This window comes from Streptomyces bungoensis (assembly GCF_001514215.1).
Lineage (GTDB): Bacteria > Actinomycetota > Actinomycetes > Streptomycetales > Streptomycetaceae > Streptomyces > Streptomyces bungoensis.
In genome coordinates, this window is the sequence record NZ_KQ948854.1 from 243,617 (window position 1) to 259,107 (window position 15,491).

The 15,491-nt window shown below is 74.9% G+C and carries 16 protein-coding genes; 9 read left to right on the forward strand and 7 right to left on the reverse strand.

Annotation, left to right across the window (positions count from 1 at the left end; genetic code table 11):
* Positions 1-185: 185 nt before the first annotated feature.
* From AQJ66_RS11320 to AQJ66_RS11335, 4 genes are read right to left on the reverse strand one after another with little or no spacing between them, the layout of a single operon-like run.
* Complete coding sequence (locus AQJ66_RS11320; protein ID WP_061919821.1) at positions 186-860, reverse strand: response regulator; 675 nt, start codon at positions 858-860, stop codon at positions 186-188.
* Positions 857-2,086, reverse strand: a complete 1,230-nt coding sequence (locus AQJ66_RS11325; protein ID WP_061919823.1) for a sensor histidine kinase — start codon at positions 2,084-2,086, stop codon at positions 857-859. Before AQJ66_RS11325 ends, AQJ66_RS11320 begins: the two co-directional genes overlap by 4 nt.
* A 54-nt stretch (positions 2,087-2,140) precedes the next feature.
* Positions 2,141-2,419, reverse strand: a complete 279-nt coding sequence (gene pspAA, locus AQJ66_RS11330; RefSeq protein ID WP_061919825.1) for a PspA-associated protein PspAA — start codon at positions 2,417-2,419, stop codon at positions 2,141-2,143.
* 33 nt (positions 2,420-2,452) lie between these two features.
* Positions 2,453-3,244, reverse strand: a complete 792-nt coding sequence (locus AQJ66_RS11335; RefSeq protein WP_079060179.1) for a PspA/IM30 family protein — start codon at positions 3,242-3,244, stop codon at positions 2,453-2,455.
* 271 nt (positions 3,245-3,515) lie between these two features.
* On the opposite strand from AQJ66_RS11335, the gene AQJ66_RS11340 reads away from it, so the two are divergent.
* The 3 genes from AQJ66_RS11340 (at position 3,516) to AQJ66_RS11350 (ending at position 6,281) form a co-directional block, all read left to right on the forward strand.
* Entirely contained in the window at positions 3,516-4,142 is a 627-nt protein-coding gene (locus AQJ66_RS11340; protein WP_208611344.1) for a DUF3043 domain-containing protein, read from the forward strand.
* Between the two features lie 83 nt (positions 4,143-4,225).
* Positions 4,226-4,963, forward strand: coding sequence for a class I SAM-dependent methyltransferase (locus AQJ66_RS11345; RefSeq protein WP_061919831.1), 738 nt, complete (start codon positions 4,226-4,228; stop codon positions 4,961-4,963).
* Between the two features lie 247 nt (positions 4,964-5,210).
* Positions 5,211-6,281 carry a S1C family serine protease gene (locus tag AQJ66_RS11350; protein ID WP_061919833.1) on the forward strand — a complete coding sequence of 357 codons (1,071 nt, stop codon included), beginning with the start codon at positions 5,211-5,213 and terminating at the stop codon, positions 6,279-6,281.
* 72 nt (positions 6,282-6,353) lie between these two features.
* On the opposite strand, the gene AQJ66_RS11355 is transcribed toward AQJ66_RS11350, so the two are convergent.
* Entirely contained in the window at positions 6,354-6,566 is a 213-nt protein-coding gene (locus AQJ66_RS11355) for a hypothetical protein (protein WP_061919835.1), read from the reverse strand.
* Positions 6,567-6,678: 112 nt separating this feature from the next.
* Here AQJ66_RS11355 and AQJ66_RS11360 point away from each other — a divergent pair, with 112 nt between their 5' ends.
* Entirely contained in the window at positions 6,679-7,881 is a 1,203-nt protein-coding gene (locus AQJ66_RS11360; protein ID WP_061919837.1) for a bifunctional adenosylcobinamide kinase/adenosylcobinamide-phosphate guanylyltransferase, read from the forward strand.
* A 144-nt stretch (positions 7,882-8,025) separates the two neighbouring features.
* Here AQJ66_RS11360 and AQJ66_RS11365 read toward each other — a convergent pair whose 3' ends face one another.
* Positions 8,026-9,006, reverse strand: coding sequence for a class I SAM-dependent methyltransferase (locus tag AQJ66_RS11365; protein ID WP_061919839.1), 981 nt, complete (start codon positions 9,004-9,006; stop codon positions 8,026-8,028).
* A gap of 132 nt (positions 9,007-9,138) precedes the next feature.
* Between AQJ66_RS11365 and cobT the strand changes: the two genes are divergently transcribed.
* The 3 genes from cobT to AQJ66_RS39680 all read left to right on the forward strand — a co-directional run bounded on the left by cobT (position 9,139) and on the right by AQJ66_RS39680 (position 12,819).
* The gene (gene cobT, locus AQJ66_RS11370) at positions 9,139-10,224 is read left to right on the forward strand and encodes a nicotinate-nucleotide--dimethylbenzimidazole phosphoribosyltransferase (RefSeq protein ID WP_061919841.1); all 1,086 of its coding nucleotides are present in this window, start codon (positions 9,139-9,141) and stop codon (positions 10,222-10,224) included.
* 74 nt (positions 10,225-10,298) lie between these two features.
* A complete protein-coding gene (locus tag AQJ66_RS11375; RefSeq protein WP_061919843.1) occupies positions 10,299-12,077 on the forward strand; it encodes a phosphatidylglycerol lysyltransferase domain-containing protein in 1,779 nt (592 codons plus the stop codon).
* A 7-nt stretch (positions 12,078-12,084) separates the two neighbouring features.
* Positions 12,085-12,819: a hypothetical protein gene (locus AQJ66_RS39680; RefSeq protein WP_061919845.1), complete on the forward strand. Its 735-nt coding sequence runs from the start codon at positions 12,085-12,087 to the stop codon at positions 12,817-12,819.
* 200 nt (positions 12,820-13,019) lie between these two features.
* Here the strand turns inward: AQJ66_RS39680 and AQJ66_RS11385 are convergent, their stop codons facing one another.
* On the reverse strand, positions 13,020-13,784 hold the full coding sequence (locus AQJ66_RS11385; protein ID WP_061919847.1) for a hypothetical protein: 765 nt from the start codon (positions 13,782-13,784) through the stop codon (positions 13,020-13,022).
* A 79-nt stretch (positions 13,785-13,863) separates the two neighbouring features.
* On the opposite strand from AQJ66_RS11385, the gene AQJ66_RS11390 reads away from it, so the two are divergent.
* On the forward strand, positions 13,864-14,649 hold the full coding sequence (locus AQJ66_RS11390) for an adenosylcobinamide-GDP ribazoletransferase (protein ID WP_061919849.1): 786 nt from the start codon (positions 13,864-13,866) through the stop codon (positions 14,647-14,649).
* Positions 14,650-14,697: 48 nt separating this feature from the next.
* Positions 14,698-15,306, forward strand: coding sequence for an RDD family protein (locus tag AQJ66_RS11395; protein ID WP_244162799.1), 609 nt, complete (start codon positions 14,698-14,700; stop codon positions 15,304-15,306).
* Positions 15,307-15,491: the final 185 nt, after the last annotated feature.

Consider the following 15,491-nt stretch of genomic DNA (forward strand, 5'->3'; position numbering starts at 1 on the left):
ACAGCCAGGACATGGATCGGGGTCTCCCTTCTGTGAGCGGTCTTCTGCGAGCGGCAGACGCTGCGGCGGACGCGCAGATGGGCGCCCGCCGCACACCCTGAGCCACGGCAGGGCCCGCACGTGGAGCCCCCAGGTCCATTTCCCGCGTCCCGCCGTACGGCGCGCGCAGTACACGCGGGTGGGGTTCACTCCGCCCTCGGGCGTACCAGTCCCGACTCGTAGGCCATGACGACGAGCTGGGCCCGGTCCCGGGCGCCGAGCTTGGCCATGGCCCGGTTGACGTGCGTCTTCACCGTCAGCGGGCTGACTTCCAGGCGTTCGGCGATCTCGTCGTTGGAGTGCCCGCCGGCGACCTGCACCAGCACCTCCCGCTCCCGGCCGGTGAGCGCGTCGAGCCGCGCCGCGCGGGCGGGGTCGCGGCCGTCGTCGCCCTGGGCGAGGAAGCGGGCGATCAGGCCCTTGGTGGCGGCCGGGGAGAGCAGGGCCTCGCCGCCGGCGGCGACCCGGATGGCGCTCAGCAGCTCCTCGGGTTCGCTGCCCTTGCCGAGGAAGCCGGACGCCCCGGCGCGCAGGGCCCCCACCACGTAGTCGTCCACCTCGAAGGTGGTCAGGATGACCACGCGGACGTCCGCGAGGGCGGGGTCGGCGCTGATCAGCCGGGTGGCGGCGAGGCCGTCGGTGCCGGGCATCCGGATGTCCATGAGGACGACGTCGGCGGCCCGCTCCCGGGCCAGCCGGACCGCCTCGGCGCCGTCGGAGGCCTCCCCCACCACCTCCATGTCGGGCTCGGAGTCGACCAGCACCCGGAACGCGCTGCGCAGCAGTGCCTGGTCGTCGGCGAGCAGGACACGGATCGTCATGCGGGTTCCCCCGGGGCCGTGGTACGGGTGGTGACGGGCAGGATCGCATGGACGCGGAAGCCGCCGCCGTAGCGGGGCCCGGTGGTCAGGGTGCCGCCGACGGCGGTGACCCGCTCCCGCATGCCGAGCAGCCCGTGCCCGCCGCCGGCGTCCCCGGGCTCGCCGGCCCCGTCCGTCTCCGCGCCGTCGTCCAGGACGGTGACCTCGATGTCCGTGCCGACGCGTACGACGCTGACCTCGGCCCTGGCCGCGGGCCCCGCGTGCTTGCGCACGTTGGTCAGCGCCTCCTGGACGACCCGGTAGGCGGCGAGGTCGACGGCGGCCGGGAGCTCGGTGCCCTGGTCGGCGCGAGCCACCTCGACGGGGAGTCCGGCGTTGCGGAAGGTGTCCGCGAGGTCCTCGAGGCGGTCGAGGCCCGGCGCCGGCTCGGTGGGGGCCTCGGGATCGCCGGACTGGCGGAGCAGGCCGACCGTGGCCCGCAGCTCGTTCAGGGCGGAGCGGCTGGCCTCGCGGACGTGGGCGAGGGCCTCCTTGGCCTGGTCGGGCCGCTTGTCCATGACATGGGCGGCGACCCCGGCCTGCACGTTGACCAGCGCGATGTGGTGGGCGACGACGTCGTGGAGGTCGCGGGCGATGCGCAGCCGCTCCTCGGCGACCCGGCGGCGGGCCTCCTCCTCCCGGGTGCGCTCGGCGCGTTCGGCGCGCTCCCGCATGGCCCGGACGACCGCGCGGCGGCTGCGGACGGCGTCCCCGGCGGTGGCGCCGATACCGGTCCAGGCGAGCACGCCCAGGTTCTCCTGGGCGTACCAGGGCAGAGGGCCGCCGAGCATGGCGGCGGCCGTCAGCACGGTCATGGTGAGCAGGCCGACCCGCCAGGTGGTGGACCGGTCGGTGGTGGAGGCGACGGTGTAGAGGGCGACCACGGCGGTCATGCCCACGGGGGCGCGCGGGTCGCCGGTGACGAACTCGATCACGGAGAGGGTGCCGGTGACGGCGAGCACCGTCTTCGGGGCGCGGCGGCGGAAGACGAGCGCCGTCGCGGCGAGCAGCATGAGCAGCAGGCTCGGCAGGGCGGGGGTGCGCAGGCCCCAGGTGACGCCGTTCGCACCCTGGGGGGTCACGAAGGAGCCGGCGGTCATGCAGATGAGGACGCCCGCCGCGATGGCCGCGTCCAGTGCCAGGGGGTGGGCCTTCAGGCCGCACCGGGCGCGTTCGAGAGTGCTCACGGGTGCACAGTACGGTGCCCGCACGTCACCGCTCCCGGGCCGCCCGGAAATCGGTCAGCCCGGGATCAGCCCGTCCTCGCTGAGCATCTCCCGGACCTCCTCCAGCGTGGCGTCGGGGGACGGCAGGATCAGTTCCGACGGTTCCAGGGCGTCGTCCGGCAGCGGGGTGCCGAGGGTGCGGACCGCGTCCAGGAGGGCGGCGAGGGTGTGGCGGAAGCCCGCCTCGTCGCCGCTCTCCATCTTCTGCAGGAGCTCGTCGTCCAGCTTGTTCAGCTCGGCGAAGTGGGAGTCGGCCAGTTCGACCTGGCCCTCCCCCATGATCCGTACGATCACGTCCGTCTCCTCGGCTCTGGCCCCGGCGCCGGACTACTGCTTGTCGAAGCGCGGGGTGTCCTGCGGCTGCTGCTGGGTCTGCGCCTGGCCGGTGCCGCCCTCGATCGCCTGCTGGGGCTGGCCCCCGGCCAGCTCGGCCTTCATGCGCTGCAGTTCCAGCTCTACATCCGTACCACCGGAGAGCCGGTCCAGCTCGGCCTGGATGTCGTCCTTGGCCATGCCGGACTGGTCGTCCAGGGCACCGGAGGCGAGCAGCTCGTCGATGGCGCCGGCCCGGGCCTGGAGCTGGGCCGTCTTGTCCTCGGCGCGCTGGATGGCCATACCGACGTCGCCCATCTCCTCGGAGATGCCGGAGAAGGCCTCGCCGATGCGGGTCTGGGCCTGGGCGGCGGTGTAGGTGGCCTTGATGGTCTCCTTCTTCGTGCGGAAGGCGTCCACCTTGGCCTGCAGGCGCTGGGCCGCCAGGGTGAGCTTCTCCTCCTCGCCCTGGAGGGTGGCGTGCTGCGTCTCCAGGTCGGTCACCTGCTGCTGGAGGGCGGCGCGGCGGGACAGTGCCTCGCGGGCCAGGTCCTCGCGGCCCAGCGCGAGCGCCTTGCGGCCCTGGTCCTCGAGCTTGCCGGACTGCTGCTGCAGCTGGTTGAGCTGCAGTTCCAGGCGCTTGCGGGAGGTGGCGACGTCGGCGACGCCGCGGCGTACCTTCTGCAGCAGCTCCAGCTGCTTCTGGTACGAGTAATCGAGGGTTTCGCGCGGGTCCTCGGCCCGGTCAAGGGCCTTGTTCGCCTTCGCGCGGAAGATCATCCCCATACGCTTCATGACACCGCTCATGGGCTTCGCGCGCCCCCTTCTGACGGAACTCCAGCTCACCGATCCTGCGACAGAACCCACAGTACGGGCCCTGACTCCATTACCGCACTGTTCGTGGGGTGATGCGCTCATCCCCAAGGACGACTGCGGATGCGGCCGCTCCGGCGCAGGGAGTAGGTGGTACCCCACCGGCGTCCCCCGCCGGCACCGCCGGCACCCCCACCGGAACGTCCGCTCTGTCCCCCTGGAGACGCCCGGTGTTGCCGGATCGTTCCCCGCGAGGCTGGGGTCCATGCCGGTGGAGCCCGTACCCTTGGGTTTTGTGTTCCGTAGCCGTGCCAACGAAGAGAAGGCCCCCGCCACCAAGGCGGCGGTGACCGACTCCAAGCAGCCCCGTGACCCGCAGGCCCCCAAGGGGAGGCCGACGCCCAAGCGCAGTGAGGCCCAGTCCCAGCGCCGCAGCGTCGCCCGGACCCCGACGAACCGCAAGGACGCCGCCAAGCGTCAGCGCGAGGAGCGCCGGCAGGCCCTGGAGCGGCAGCGCCAGGCGCTGGCCAGTGGGGACGAGCGCTATCTGCCCGCCCGGGACAAGGGGCCGGTGCGCCGGTACGCCCGCGACTGGGTGGACGGGCGGTTCAACGTGGCGGAGTTCTTCCTGCCGCTGGCCGTGGTGATCCTCGTGCTGAGCGTGGTGCGGGTGCCGGCGATCCAGAACATCGCGCTGCTGCTGTGGCTGGTCGTGATCGTGCTGATCGTGCTGGACGGGGCCGTCAGCGGCTTCCGGCTGAAGAAGCGCCTGAGCGAGCGATTCCCGGACCAGAACAAGCGGGGCGCGGTCGCCTACGCCCTGATGCGCTCCCTCCAGGTTCGCCGGCTCCGGCTGCCGAAGCCGCAGGTCAAGCGCGGAGAGCGGCCCTGAGCGCAGACGCTTTCACCGGGGGTGCGGCCGACCAGCGGCTCAGCGGGCTGGGTCATCTGCGCGATGCCGTGCGGCAGGAGCTGGTGGCCCGGCAGCTCGACGAGCAGATAGCCGGGCGGTTCCCGGTCGGGCGGCGGCTGCGGGTGCTCGACGTGGGGATGGGCCAGGGCACCCAGGCGCTGCGGCTGGCCCGGCTCGGGCACCAGGTGACCGGGGTCGAGCAGGACGACACGATGATCGCGGCCGCGCGTGAGGCGCTGGCCGGTGAGCCGGAGGGCATCCGGGAGCGGGTCCGGCTGGTGCAGGGCGACGGGCGGGACACCGGGGTGCACTTCCTGCCGGGCAGCTTCGACGTGGTGCTGTGCCACGGCGTCCTGATGTACGTCGAGGAGCCCGACCCGCTGGTCGCCGGGCTGGCCCGGATGCTGGCACCGGGCGGGCTGCTCTCCCTGCTGGTCCGCAACGGCGACGCGCTGGCGATGCGCCCGGGTCTCTCCGGGGACTGGCCGGGCGCGCTGGCCGCCTTCGACACGACGGCGCACCTCCCCCATTCCCGAACAGACTCGAACGGGGGGACCCCCATCCGCCTCGGCCTGGACGTCCGGGCCGACCGGCTGTCGGCCCTCACCGCCACCCTGGCGGGCATCGCGGCCCCGCTGCACGCCTGGTACGGCGTCCGGGTCTTCACCGACACGGCGGCCGACGACGCCGGACTCCCGGACGACCTGGAAACCCTGCTGGCCGTGGAGGAACGAGCCGGCCGCACGGACCCCTACCGCGGCGTCGCCGCCCTGCTGCACCTGTGCGGGGTCCGCGGCTGAGGAACGCCTGTCCGGCGCGCGGGGGCGAGGGTGCGCCTCCGGCTCCGTGTCCCGGTCAGCGAGTAGGCGGTACCGGCCCGGCGGGGCGCGAGCCGTGCGTGTGCGGCCGTGGGTCTGCCCTGGGCGCCGAGTCCGGCCTCCGCCACCGCGCCCCCGGGGACCGCTTCCGCGCCCGTCCGGCGGACGGGGGTGGGCCGTTCGGGCGTACACGGGGGTCCGGGGCGGCGGCCCTAGGAACACTCGGGGCATGGACGCTTCCCGTCGCCGTGCCCTTCGGAGGGTCGCCTCCGTCCCCGTGCTCGTGTGTGCCGCGCTCCTCCTCGCCGCCTGTACGGCCGGCCCGGCGGCGCCGGCCAAGCAGGCCCCGGCCAGCCGGGCGGCGGCGCCGCTCACCGCGGGGGACCTGCAGAGCCAGTACATGAAGGTGATCAAGGCGGTGCTGCCGTCGGTCGTGCAGATCCAGGCGAGCCGCGGCCTGGGCTCCGGGGTGGTGTACGACGACCGGGGGCACATCGTCACCAACGCCCACGTGGTCGGCTCGGAGAAGACCTTCAAGGTCACCACGGCCCACAACGAGGAACCGCTCACCGCCCGCCTGGTGTACTCCTACCCGGAGCAGGACCTCGCGGTGATCAAGCTGGACAAGGTGCCGACCGGGCTGAAGGCGGCGGTGTTCGGGGACTCCGACAAGGTGGCGGTCGGCCAGATCGTGCTGGCCATGGGCTCGCCGCTCGGGCTGTCGTCCAGCGTGACCCAGGGCATCGTCTCGGCGACCGGACGGACCGTCAGCGAGGGCGGCTCGGACGGCGGTACGGGCGCGACCATCGCCAACATGGTGCAGACGTCGGCCGCCATCAACCCCGGCAACAGCGGCGGCGCGCTGGTCGACCTGGACGGGCGGGTCATCGGCATCCCGACGCTCGCCGCGGCCGACCCCGACCTCGGCGGCGGCGCGGCGCCCGGCATCGGGTTCGCCATCCCGGCGTCGATGGTGAAGACGGTCGCCGGCCAGATCGTGGAGAAGGGCAAGGTCGTCGACTCCGGGCGCGCCGCGCTCGGCATCACCGCGCGGACGGTCGTCGACGAGAACTACCGGCCGGCCGGGGCCGCGGTGGTCACCGTCACGAACGGCGGGGCCGCCGACAAGGCGGGGCTGCGGCCGGGCGACGTGATCACCAAGCTGGGCGACACCCCGGTCACCACGACCACGGCGCTCTCCGAGGCACTGGCCGCGGACAGGCCCGGGCAGCGCACGTCGGTGACCTTCGAGCGGGGCGGCGCCGAGAAGACGGCGGAGGTCACCCTGGGCGAGCAGTGAGGCCGGCGAGTGCGGTGAGGAAGGGCGCCGAGCCCGGGAGGCCCCTCCCCACCCCTGCCGGCCCCCGGCGGGTTACGGCGCGTCGGCGTGCAGGCTCATCGGGCCGTAGATCTCACTGGTCTCCTCGAACAGCCGCACCTGGTCCGCGCCGCCGTCCAGCAGCGCCTTCCAGTGCTCCCCGATCCAGGACTCGGCATCGCCCTGGGTGGTGAACTCCTCCGGCTGCACGGCGGGCGGGACCTCGGTCCCGTCGGTCTTCTCGAACCGCCACGTCCATGCCGTCATGCGGGCCTCCCTGGTGTGAGCACATGCAGAGCGGGAGCCGGATCTTGGTCCGGCTCCTGCTCGCAGCCTAGCCGGAAGCGCAAGAGCGGCCGTGACAGGTGAAAATCGGTGCGTGGAAGTCACTGTGCTCGGTACCGGCGCCCCCGCGGGGCTGCCCCGCCCCGACTGTCCCTGCGCCGTCTGCGCGACCGCCCTGGGGCCGGACGCGCGGGCCGCCACCGCGGTGCTGGTGGACGGGGCGCTGCTGCTCGACCTGACGCCGGGTGCGGCGTTCGCCGCCGCGCGGTCGGGGCATTCGCTGGGCGGCGTGCGGCAGGTGCTGCTGTCGCATCCGCACGACGGGCCCCCGGTGGAGGTGCCGGCCGGGCTGCCGCAGCCCGGCCGGGTGCCGGACGGGCGGGAGTTGGCGCTGCTGACGGGGCATCGGGTGCGGGCCCTGGCGATGGACGCGGGCGGCACCGGGTACGCGGTGACGGGACCGGACGGGCAGCGGCTGCTGTACCTGCCGCCGGGCGGGGCGCCGGCCGGTCTCGAGGAGGCGACGGCGGAGTCGTACCACCTGGTCCTCGCCGACGTCGTGGGGCGCCCGGACGCGCTGGCCCGGCTGCGCGCGGTGGGGTCCGCCGGGCCGGCCACGGACGTCGTCGCCGTCCACCTGGACCACGACGTGCCGCAGGGCGCCGAGCTGCGGCGCCGGCTCGCGGCGGCCGGTGCGCGGGCCGTGCCGGACGGTACGACGCTGGCGGTCGGGGCGTACGAGGAGGTGCCGGACGTGCCCCGCCGGACGCTGGTGCTGGGCGGGGCGCGCTCGGGCAAGTCGGTGGAGGCCGAGCGGCGGCTGGAGTCGTTCCCGGAGGTGCTGTACGTGGCGACCGGCGGGACGCGGAGCGGGGACACGGAGTGGGCCGCGCGGGTGGCCGCGCACCGGGAGCGGCGGCCGGGGTCGTGGCGCACGGCGGAGACGACCGACCTGGTCCCGCTGCTCGCCGGGGACGGGCCGCCGCTGCTGGTCGACTGCCTCTCGCTGTGGCTGACGGACGTCATGGACGCGGTGGGGGCGTGGGACGACGCGGAGTGGGCGGACGGCGGGGAGAAGGCGCTGCGCGAGCGGGTGCGGGAGCTCGCGGAGGCGGTGCGTGCCACGCGGCGGACCGTGGTCGCCGTGTCCAACGAGGTCGGCTCGGGCATCGTCCCCGCGACCGCTTCGGGGCGGCGCTACCGGGACGAACTCGGGCGCCTGAACGCGGCGTTCGCGGCGGAGTGCGAGCAGGTGCTGCTTGTCGTGGCGGGGCAGGGGTTGGTGCTGCGGGGGTGAGTGGCTCTGCCGTCCGACGCCGGCGCCGGCCGTTCGCCGTGGGGGCCCTGCTCGTGCCCGGGCGCGCGTGGACCGTGGCTTGTCGCGCAGTTCCCCGCGCCCCTGAGTGAGGTGCCGCATCGTAGGCAGCGAACGGCCCGGGATCTAGTGATCCTTGCGCGCCACGATCCGGTAGGCGTTCGACAGGCGGGTGCGGCGGGACAGGGGGGCCAGGGTGCGGTCCAGGGCCGCGGCGAGGGCCCGCAGCGGAGCGGTCGCCGCTCTCAGGAGGGGAGGCGCGGCGGCCACGGCCAGGCAGACCGCCGCCGTCAGGTCGCGGGGGACGTGGGGGGCTTGGCGGTCGGTGACGAGGACCGTGCAGCCCTGGGTCTCCAGCTCCTCACGGAGGTTGGCCAGGGGCATCAGGTGCAGGTGGCGGGGCTGGCCGTAGGGCAGCCACCATCGGCCCAGCACGGCGGCGAACAGGCAGAGCGGGTCGGTTACTTCGACGACCAGGTGGCCGCCGGGGCGCAGCGCGGTGAGGGCGGCGCGGAGTTCGGCGCGCGGATCGGGGGCCTGTTCCAGGTGGTGGAACATGCTGACCACGTCGTAGCGCAGGCGCAGCCGGGCGGCCGTGCCCGGGGTGCTCAGGTAGCCGCGGTGGGCCTCCTCGACCCGGCCCCGCAGGAGGGCCTGTTCCACCCGGGCCGTCGGGTCCAGGCCGTCGAAGCTGGTGTACGGGAAGAACTCCTTGGCCGCCTCCGGGAAGCGGGCGTGGCCCGTGCCCACGTCGAGCCAGCTCTCGGGGTCGGGCAGCAGCGACAGCTTGTGGGCGGCGGCCCGGTGCCGGCGGCGGGCCGCGCGGTCGGGCAGGACGCGCGCGGTGAACTCCTCCAGGTGCCGTTCGTAGAAGTCCCGGTGGTAGAAGGCGAGTCCCTCGGCGGCGAGCCGGGGGTTCTGGAAGGTGTGGGCGCAGTCGCGGCACTCGTCGAGGACGAAGGTGCCCGGCCGGTGCCGCAGCGGGTCGGGCGCCCGCAGCCGGGTGCGCAGCCGCGGTGAGCCGCACCAGGGGCAGTCCGCACGGCGCGGTTCCTGGAAGGGGTCGGACGGCTGGGTGGGCCGCGGGACGGGGGGCGACGGCTGCATGGCGGCTCCCTAAGCGACATTCCGCTGCAAACCGGAACGTAGGGGATACCGATCTTGGGTGCAACGACGTGGCACCCGCGGGGTGGCGGTGTGGCGCGGGAGGGCGCGTGCGCTGCCGGTACTGTTCGGCGAATGAGCAGTCTTGAACTGGACGACTTCACCGATCTGATCGAGCGCCCGGACGGGGGCGTACGCCGCGACGCCGAGGCCCGGCGCGAGCGCCTGGTCGTGCCGCCCGGGTCGCTCGGACGTCTGGACGAGCTGGGCGAGTGGCTGGCCGCCGCGCAGGGCGCCGTACCGGTGCGGCCGGTCGAGCGGCCCCGGGTGGTGCTCTTCGCCGGTGACCACGGCATCGCCGAACGGGGCGTCTCCGCGCGGCCCGCGGGCGGGACCGAGCAGCTGGTGCGGGCGGTGCTGGAGGGCGCCGGCCCGGTGGCGGTGCTCGCGCGCCGGCTCCAGGTGCCGGTGCGCGTGGTGGACATGGCCGTGGACTGCCCGCCGGACGCCTTCCCGGAGGAGGTCGTACGGCACCGGGTGCGGCGCGGCAGCGGCCGTATCGACGTCGAGGACGCGCTCACCGCCGAGGAGGCGGAGGCGGCCTTCCGGGCCGGGGTCGCCGTCGCCGACGAGGAGGCCGACTCGGGGACGGACCTGGTGGTCCTCGGTGACGTCAGCGTCGGCGGGACGACGGCGGCGGCGGTGCTGATCGCCGCGCTGTGCGGGACCGACGCGTCCGTGGTGACCGGGCGGGGCGGGCTGCCCATCGACGACCTGGCGTGGATGCGCAAGTGCGCGGCGATCCGGGACGCGCTGCGGCGGGCGCGGCCGGTGCTCGGGGACCAGTTGCTGCTGCTCGCGACCGTGGGCGGGGCGGACCTGGCGGCGATGACCGGGTTCCTGCTGCAGTGCGCGGTGCGGAAGCTGCCGGTGATCCTGGACGGGGTGGTGGCCGCCGCGTGCGCGCTGGTCGCGCAGCGGGTGGCGTTCCGGGCGCCGGACTGGTGGCTGGCCGGGCACGACAGCGGGGAGCCGGGGCAGGCGAAGGCGCTGGACCGGATGGCCCTGGAGCCGCTGCTGGACCAGGGCGTGAAGGTCGGCGAGGGGCTGGGCGCGCTGCTGGCGCTGCCGCTCGTGCGGGCCGCCGCCGCGCTGGCCGCCGAGCTCCCCGAGCGGCCGGAGGGCGGGGACGGGAAGGAGCCGGACGCGGAGGGGGCGTGAGCCGGGCGCGCGCGTACACCACGGCGGGCGGAAAAGAGCAGTTCGCCGGGGCGTCCCCCATATGATCCTCCCTCATGGGAGATGCCCGAATTGCCGTTGAAGAGCAGGCCGAGCCGGGGCGGCGGTCCACCGGGGCCTCCCGGCGGGCCGCCGCCCTCGCCGTCTGGTATCTGCGGGCCGTCTCCTTCGTCAACTTCCTGAGTGCCGTGTGGGTGTCGCTGGGCCAGGACGTGCGCCGGCACAACCAGCAGAACTTCTTCACCCCGTACCTGCTGACCGCGGGCTTCGCCTCGGGTGTGTTCACCGCGTTCCTGGCGATCACGATGCGGCGGCGCAAGCGGGCCGCATGGATCCTCAACCTGGCGCTGAGCGGGTCGTTCCTGGTCCTGTTCGCGTTCGCCATGGTCTTCCCGGAGATCCGGCGGTACGCGCAGAACTGGGTCTCGCTGGTGCTGACGGCCGGCTTCGTCGGCGCGCTGCTGGCCGGGCGGCGGGAGTTCTACGCCAAGGGCGACCGGTCCAACCCGCGGCTCGCGGCGAGTGTCGCCGCCGGCGGCGGGCTGCTCGCCTCGCTGCTGGCCGGGCTGCTGGTGACGGTCACCAACGAAGCGCCGGACGCGGCCCGTTCGACGTTCCTGGAGCGCTGGCACTACGGCACGCTGCGGCTGGTGTCGGTCGCCGCCGAGGAGTCCCGCTTCCCCGGGGTCGACCCGCCCAACTGGGCGAACGTCGCCGTCAACGTGCTCAGCACGGCTCTGGTCCTCGCCGTCCTCTACGCCGCGTTCCGTTCCCGGCGGGCCGTCGACCCGCTCACCGAGGACGACGAGAAGCGGCTGCGGGAGCTGCTGGAGCGGCACGGCGAACGGGACTCGCTGGGGTACTTCGCGCTGCGCCGGGAGAAGAGCGTGGTGTGGTCGCCGACCGGCAAGGCGGCCGTGGCCTACCGGGTGGTCGGCGGGGTCAGCCTGGCCTCCGGGGACCCGATCGGGGATCCGGAGGCGTGGCCCGGCGCGATCCTGCCGTGGCTGGCCGAGGCGCGGGCGCACGGCTGGATCCCGGCGGTGATGGGCGCGGGCGAGGAGGCCGGGACGGTCTACGCCCGGCACGGGCTGGACGCGCTGGAACTCGGGGACGAGGCGGTCGTGGACGTCGCCGAGTTCACCCTGGAGGGCCGGGCGATGCGCACCGTGCGGCAGGCCTACAACCGGGTGCGGCGGGCCGGGTACCGGGTGCGTGTCCGGCGGCACGAGGACATCCCGGCGCAGGAGATGGCGTACCTCGTCCGGCGGGCGGACGACTGGCGGGACGGGGCGACCGAGCGCGGGTTCAGCATGGCGCTCGGCCGGCTCGGGGACCCGGCGGACGGGAGCTGCGTGATGCTGGAGTGCACCGACGCCGAGGGCCGGCTGCGGGCCCTGCTGTCCTTCGTGCCGTGGGGGCCGCACGGGCTGTCGCTGGACCTCATGCGCCGGGACCGCGACGCCGGGAACGGGCTGATGGAGTTCATGGTCCTCGAACTGCTGCGCCGGGCCGGGGACGTCGGGGTCACCCAGGTGTCGCTGAACTTCGCGATGTTCCGGTCCGTGTTCGAACGCGGGGCGCGGCTCGGGGCCGGTCCGGTGCTGAGGCTGTGGCGGTCGCTGCTCAGCTTCTTCTCCCGCTGGTGGCAGATCGAGTCGCTGTACCGCGCCAACGCCAAGTACCGGCCCATCTGGGAGCCCCGCTTCCTGCTCTTCGAGAAGAGCGCGGACCTGCCGCGCATCGGTCTGGCGGCGGCGCGTGCGGAGGGGTTCCTGGAGGCGCCGGGGCTGCCGAAGTGGGTGCACCGCCGGCATCTGGAGACGCGCCGGTGAGGGCGGCGTGAGGAGAACGCTCGTCCGCTGGGTCCGCGCCGAGTGGGGACTGCTGTACGTCACCGTGCGCGAGCCCCTGCGGGGGCGGGGTCCGCGGGCGGTGCCGATGACGCTCGGCGCGGTGTGCCTGACGGCGCTGCTGCAGTTCGCGCAGAACCAGCCCTGGGGCTACCGGCTCGTGCAGGAGGTGGGTGGCGTGCGGGCCCGGGACCCGCTGGGGCCGGCCCTGCTGCGCACCCCGCTGTCGCTGTTCGTCCCGGCGCTGGACCTGCCCGTGTGGGGGGCGCTCGTCCAGATCCTGTGCGTGTTCGGGATCGCGGAGATCTGCCTGGGCTGGTGGCGGACGCTGGCCCTCGCGTACGTGGCCACGCTCGCCGGGACGCTGTACGCGCGCGCCGGCATCGCGCTCGGCCCGCACTCCGCGCTCGGCCTGGCCGGCTCGGACGCGCGGGTGGTGGACACCGGGCCCTCGGCGGCCGTGGTGGGTCTCGCCGTCTTCGTGGCGTGGCGGTACGGCGCCTACGTCACGGCGGGTGCGGTGAGCGCGGCCATAGTGACCGAGGTGCTGCTCAAGGAGAACCTGGCGGGCCGCGAGCACCTGGCCGCGCTGACGACCGCGGGAGCACTGTGCCTGGCCGGCGCGGCACGACGCCGGTACGGCGGCCACCGGCCGCCACACGGTCAGCGGTCGCCGCTCACCCCGACCGGGCGGAAGTCGGACCTGCCCCCGATCCAGTCCTGAACGGTGCGCCGGGGCCCGGACCGGCGGCGGTCGTGGCGGCAGCCACGGAGCAGCGACCGGCCCGGCCGCGGCGCCGGCGGCAGCGCGATCAGCGGCGGCCGCCCACCCCGACCGGGCGCGGGCCCGGGGCCGACTGCGACACGGTCAGTGGTAGCCGACCACCCCGACCGGGCGCGGTCACGAGGTCGGCCGCCACACGGTCAGCGGTCGTGGGCCGCCCCGACCGGGCGGGGGTCGGGCTTGCCGCCGATCCAGTCCTGGACGGCGCGGCGGGGGCCGGACCAGCGGCGGTCGTGGCGGTAGGCGCGCAGTACGGACCGGGCGCGGGCGCGGGGCCGGCGGCGGTAGCAGCGGCGGGCCCAGGGGGAGCCGGGGCGGGCCAGGCGGACGGCGCCGAAGAGGGCGATCAGGGGCACGACCACTCCGAAGACCGCGAGGCGGGCCTTGCCCTTGCCCAGGCAGACGAGGGAGAAGAGGAAGTTCACGGCGATGGTGGCGATGACGCCGCCTCGGTCCTGCAGCTCCTCCTGGGTCATGTCGTTGACGCCGAACGGCACGAAACCGGCCAGCAGCAGGCCGACCAGGGCGGCGGTGAGCACCACGACCTCGACGCTCTTGCGGCCCTCCTCGCTCCAGTACACGTCGTCCAGGTGCAGGATCAGCGCGAACTCGTCCAGGACCAGCCCGGCGCCCACGCCGAAGACGACCGCGGCCACCGCCCCACCGGCGCCGTGCCGGTCGGCGGCCACGGCGCCGAAGCCGCCGACGACGGTGAGGACGACACCGGGGACCACGTGGTGGATGTGCAGCCCGCCCGCCTTGACGTTGCCGAACGGGCCCCGGCCGGCCCGGATCAGCCGGGTGATGACCCGGGTGACCACGAAGGTGATCACGAAGGCGCCGAGGGCCAGCAGCAGCGGGAGTTTGCCCGGCTCCAGGATGTTCCGCTCCCACCAGTGCCCCATATGCGCACATTACCCGTAATTGCCGCGCACGCTTCGGCCCGGGGCGCTCCGGCCCCCGACCGACCGGTAACCTGCGCCGGTGCTCAGGACCTCACCTCTCGACGGCCTCCGCTTCGCCTTCGGCACGCTCTCCGTCCTGCCCGTCCGGGTGCGCCGGTGGGACCGGGAGGCCGCCCGCGGGGGCATGCTGAGCGCCCCGGTGGTCGGGCTGGCCGTCGGCGGCTCGGCGGCGGCGCTCGGGCTGCTGCTGCTCGCCCTGGGCGCCGGCGCGCCGCTCGCCGCCGTCGCCTCCGCCGCCGTACCCGCCGCGCTCACCCGCGGCCTGCACCTGGACGGGCTCGCCGACACCGCCGACGGGCTGGGCAGCGGCAAGCCCGCCGAGGACGCGCTGCGGATCATGAAGCAGTCGGACATCGGGCCGTTCGGGGTGCTCACCCTCGTCCTGGTGCTGCTGGCCCAGATCGCCGCGCTCACGCAGCTGTACGCCGGCTCCTGGACGCGGGGCGCCCTCGCGGCGGTGACCTCGGCGGTCGCGGCCCGGCTGGCGCTCACCCTGGCCGCGCGGACCGGCGTGCCGGCCGCCCGCCCGGAGGGGCTGGGGGCGGCGGTCGCCGGCGTGGTGCCGGTGCCCGGCGCGCTGGCCGTCACCGCCGTCTGCACGGCCGCGGCGGCCGCCTGGGGCGTGCTCCTCGGCCCGTACGGGGCACTGCGCGCCGCGGCCGCGGTCCTGCTCGCCCTGGCCGCCGCCGACCTGCTGCTGCGGCGCTGCACCCGCCGGTTCGGCGGGGTCACCGGCGACGTCTTCGGCGCCCTGGCCGAGACGGCCGCGACGGCGGCCCTCGTGGTCCTGTCGCTCGGCGGTTAGGCTCTGCGCCCGTACCCGGACACGACGGGACGATGGGGGGGACCTTCCGTGTTCACACTGCGCCGCGCCCTGGCCTGGTTCGTCGACTTCGCCCTGGTGGCGGCGGCCGCCTGGCTGCTCGCCGCCCTCACCTTCCACCGCGTCACCGCGCTCGTCACCGACGTGCCGGACCTCGCCACGCGCGGCGGCTTCGACCTGCTCACCTCGCGCGGTGACGTCGTCGGCGCCTCCGAGACGGTCGGGCTGTCGCTGTGGGACAGCGCGGTGCTGGACGTCGAGGAGGCCTTCGGGGCGCTGGTCGTCGTCACGTTCCTGTACCAGTGGGGCACGCTCGCGCTGCTGGGCCGGACCCTCGGCAAGGGCGTGCTCGGCCTGCGGGTCAGCCCGCGCCTGTCCCGCCACGCCCTGCGCCGGGCCGCCGTCACCACCGTCGCGGACGTCGCCGTGTACGCCCTGGCCTGCGTGCTGCTGCTGGAGGGCGAGTTCCTGCTGTCGGTGCTGGTGTGGGCGGTGGCGGTGCTGCTGTTCCTCGTCAACGCGCTGCCCGTCCTCTTTCCCGGCCGCCGCTCGCTGGCCGACCGGCTGGCGGGGACCTCGGTCGAGGCGGCGCTGCGGCCGGCGGAGCCCGCGCCGTGGGGCGGCGTTCCCCAGGGCTGAGCGCCGAGCGAGCGTGACGAGGACCACCCACGGGCATGAGCGAACGGGCGTACGCGCGTAGTCTCGTCCCGGGTGTTCGCCGACAGGGTGAAACCCCCGGTGCCATGTACACCCAGGCGTGGACCTAGGGTCGGCTCTCGGGCCCGGTCGACCCACCCCTCATCGGCCAACAGCAACTTCACATC

Coding starts and splice junctions, on each gene's coding strand:
- AQJ66_RS11335 (WP_079060179.1), bottom strand. CDS start 3,244: ATGAGCGGTGTCATGAAGCGTATGGGGATGATCTTCCGCGCGAAGGCG.
- AQJ66_RS11320 (WP_061919821.1), bottom strand. CDS start 860: ATGACGATCCGTGTCCTGCTCGCCGACGACCAGGCACTGCTGCGCAGC.
- AQJ66_RS11385 (WP_061919847.1), bottom strand. CDS start 13,784: ATGGGGCACTGGTGGGAGCGGAACATCCTGGAGCCGGGCAAACTCCCG.
- AQJ66_RS11350 (WP_061919833.1), top strand. CDS start 5,211: ATGGACGCTTCCCGTCGCCGTGCCCTTCGGAGGGTCGCCTCCGTCCCC.
- AQJ66_RS11365 (WP_061919839.1), bottom strand. CDS start 9,006: ATGCAGCCGTCGCCCCCCGTCCCGCGGCCCACCCAGCCGTCCGACCCC.
- cobT (WP_061919841.1), top strand. CDS start 9,139: ATGAGCAGTCTTGAACTGGACGACTTCACCGATCTGATCGAGCGCCCG.
- AQJ66_RS11340 (WP_208611344.1), top strand. CDS start 3,516: ATGCCGGTGGAGCCCGTACCCTTGGGTTTTGTGTTCCGTAGCCGTGCC.
- AQJ66_RS11355 (WP_061919835.1), bottom strand. CDS start 6,566: ATGACGGCATGGACGTGGCGGTTCGAGAAGACCGACGGGACCGAGGTC.
- AQJ66_RS11375 (WP_061919843.1), top strand. CDS start 10,299: ATGGGAGATGCCCGAATTGCCGTTGAAGAGCAGGCCGAGCCGGGGCGG.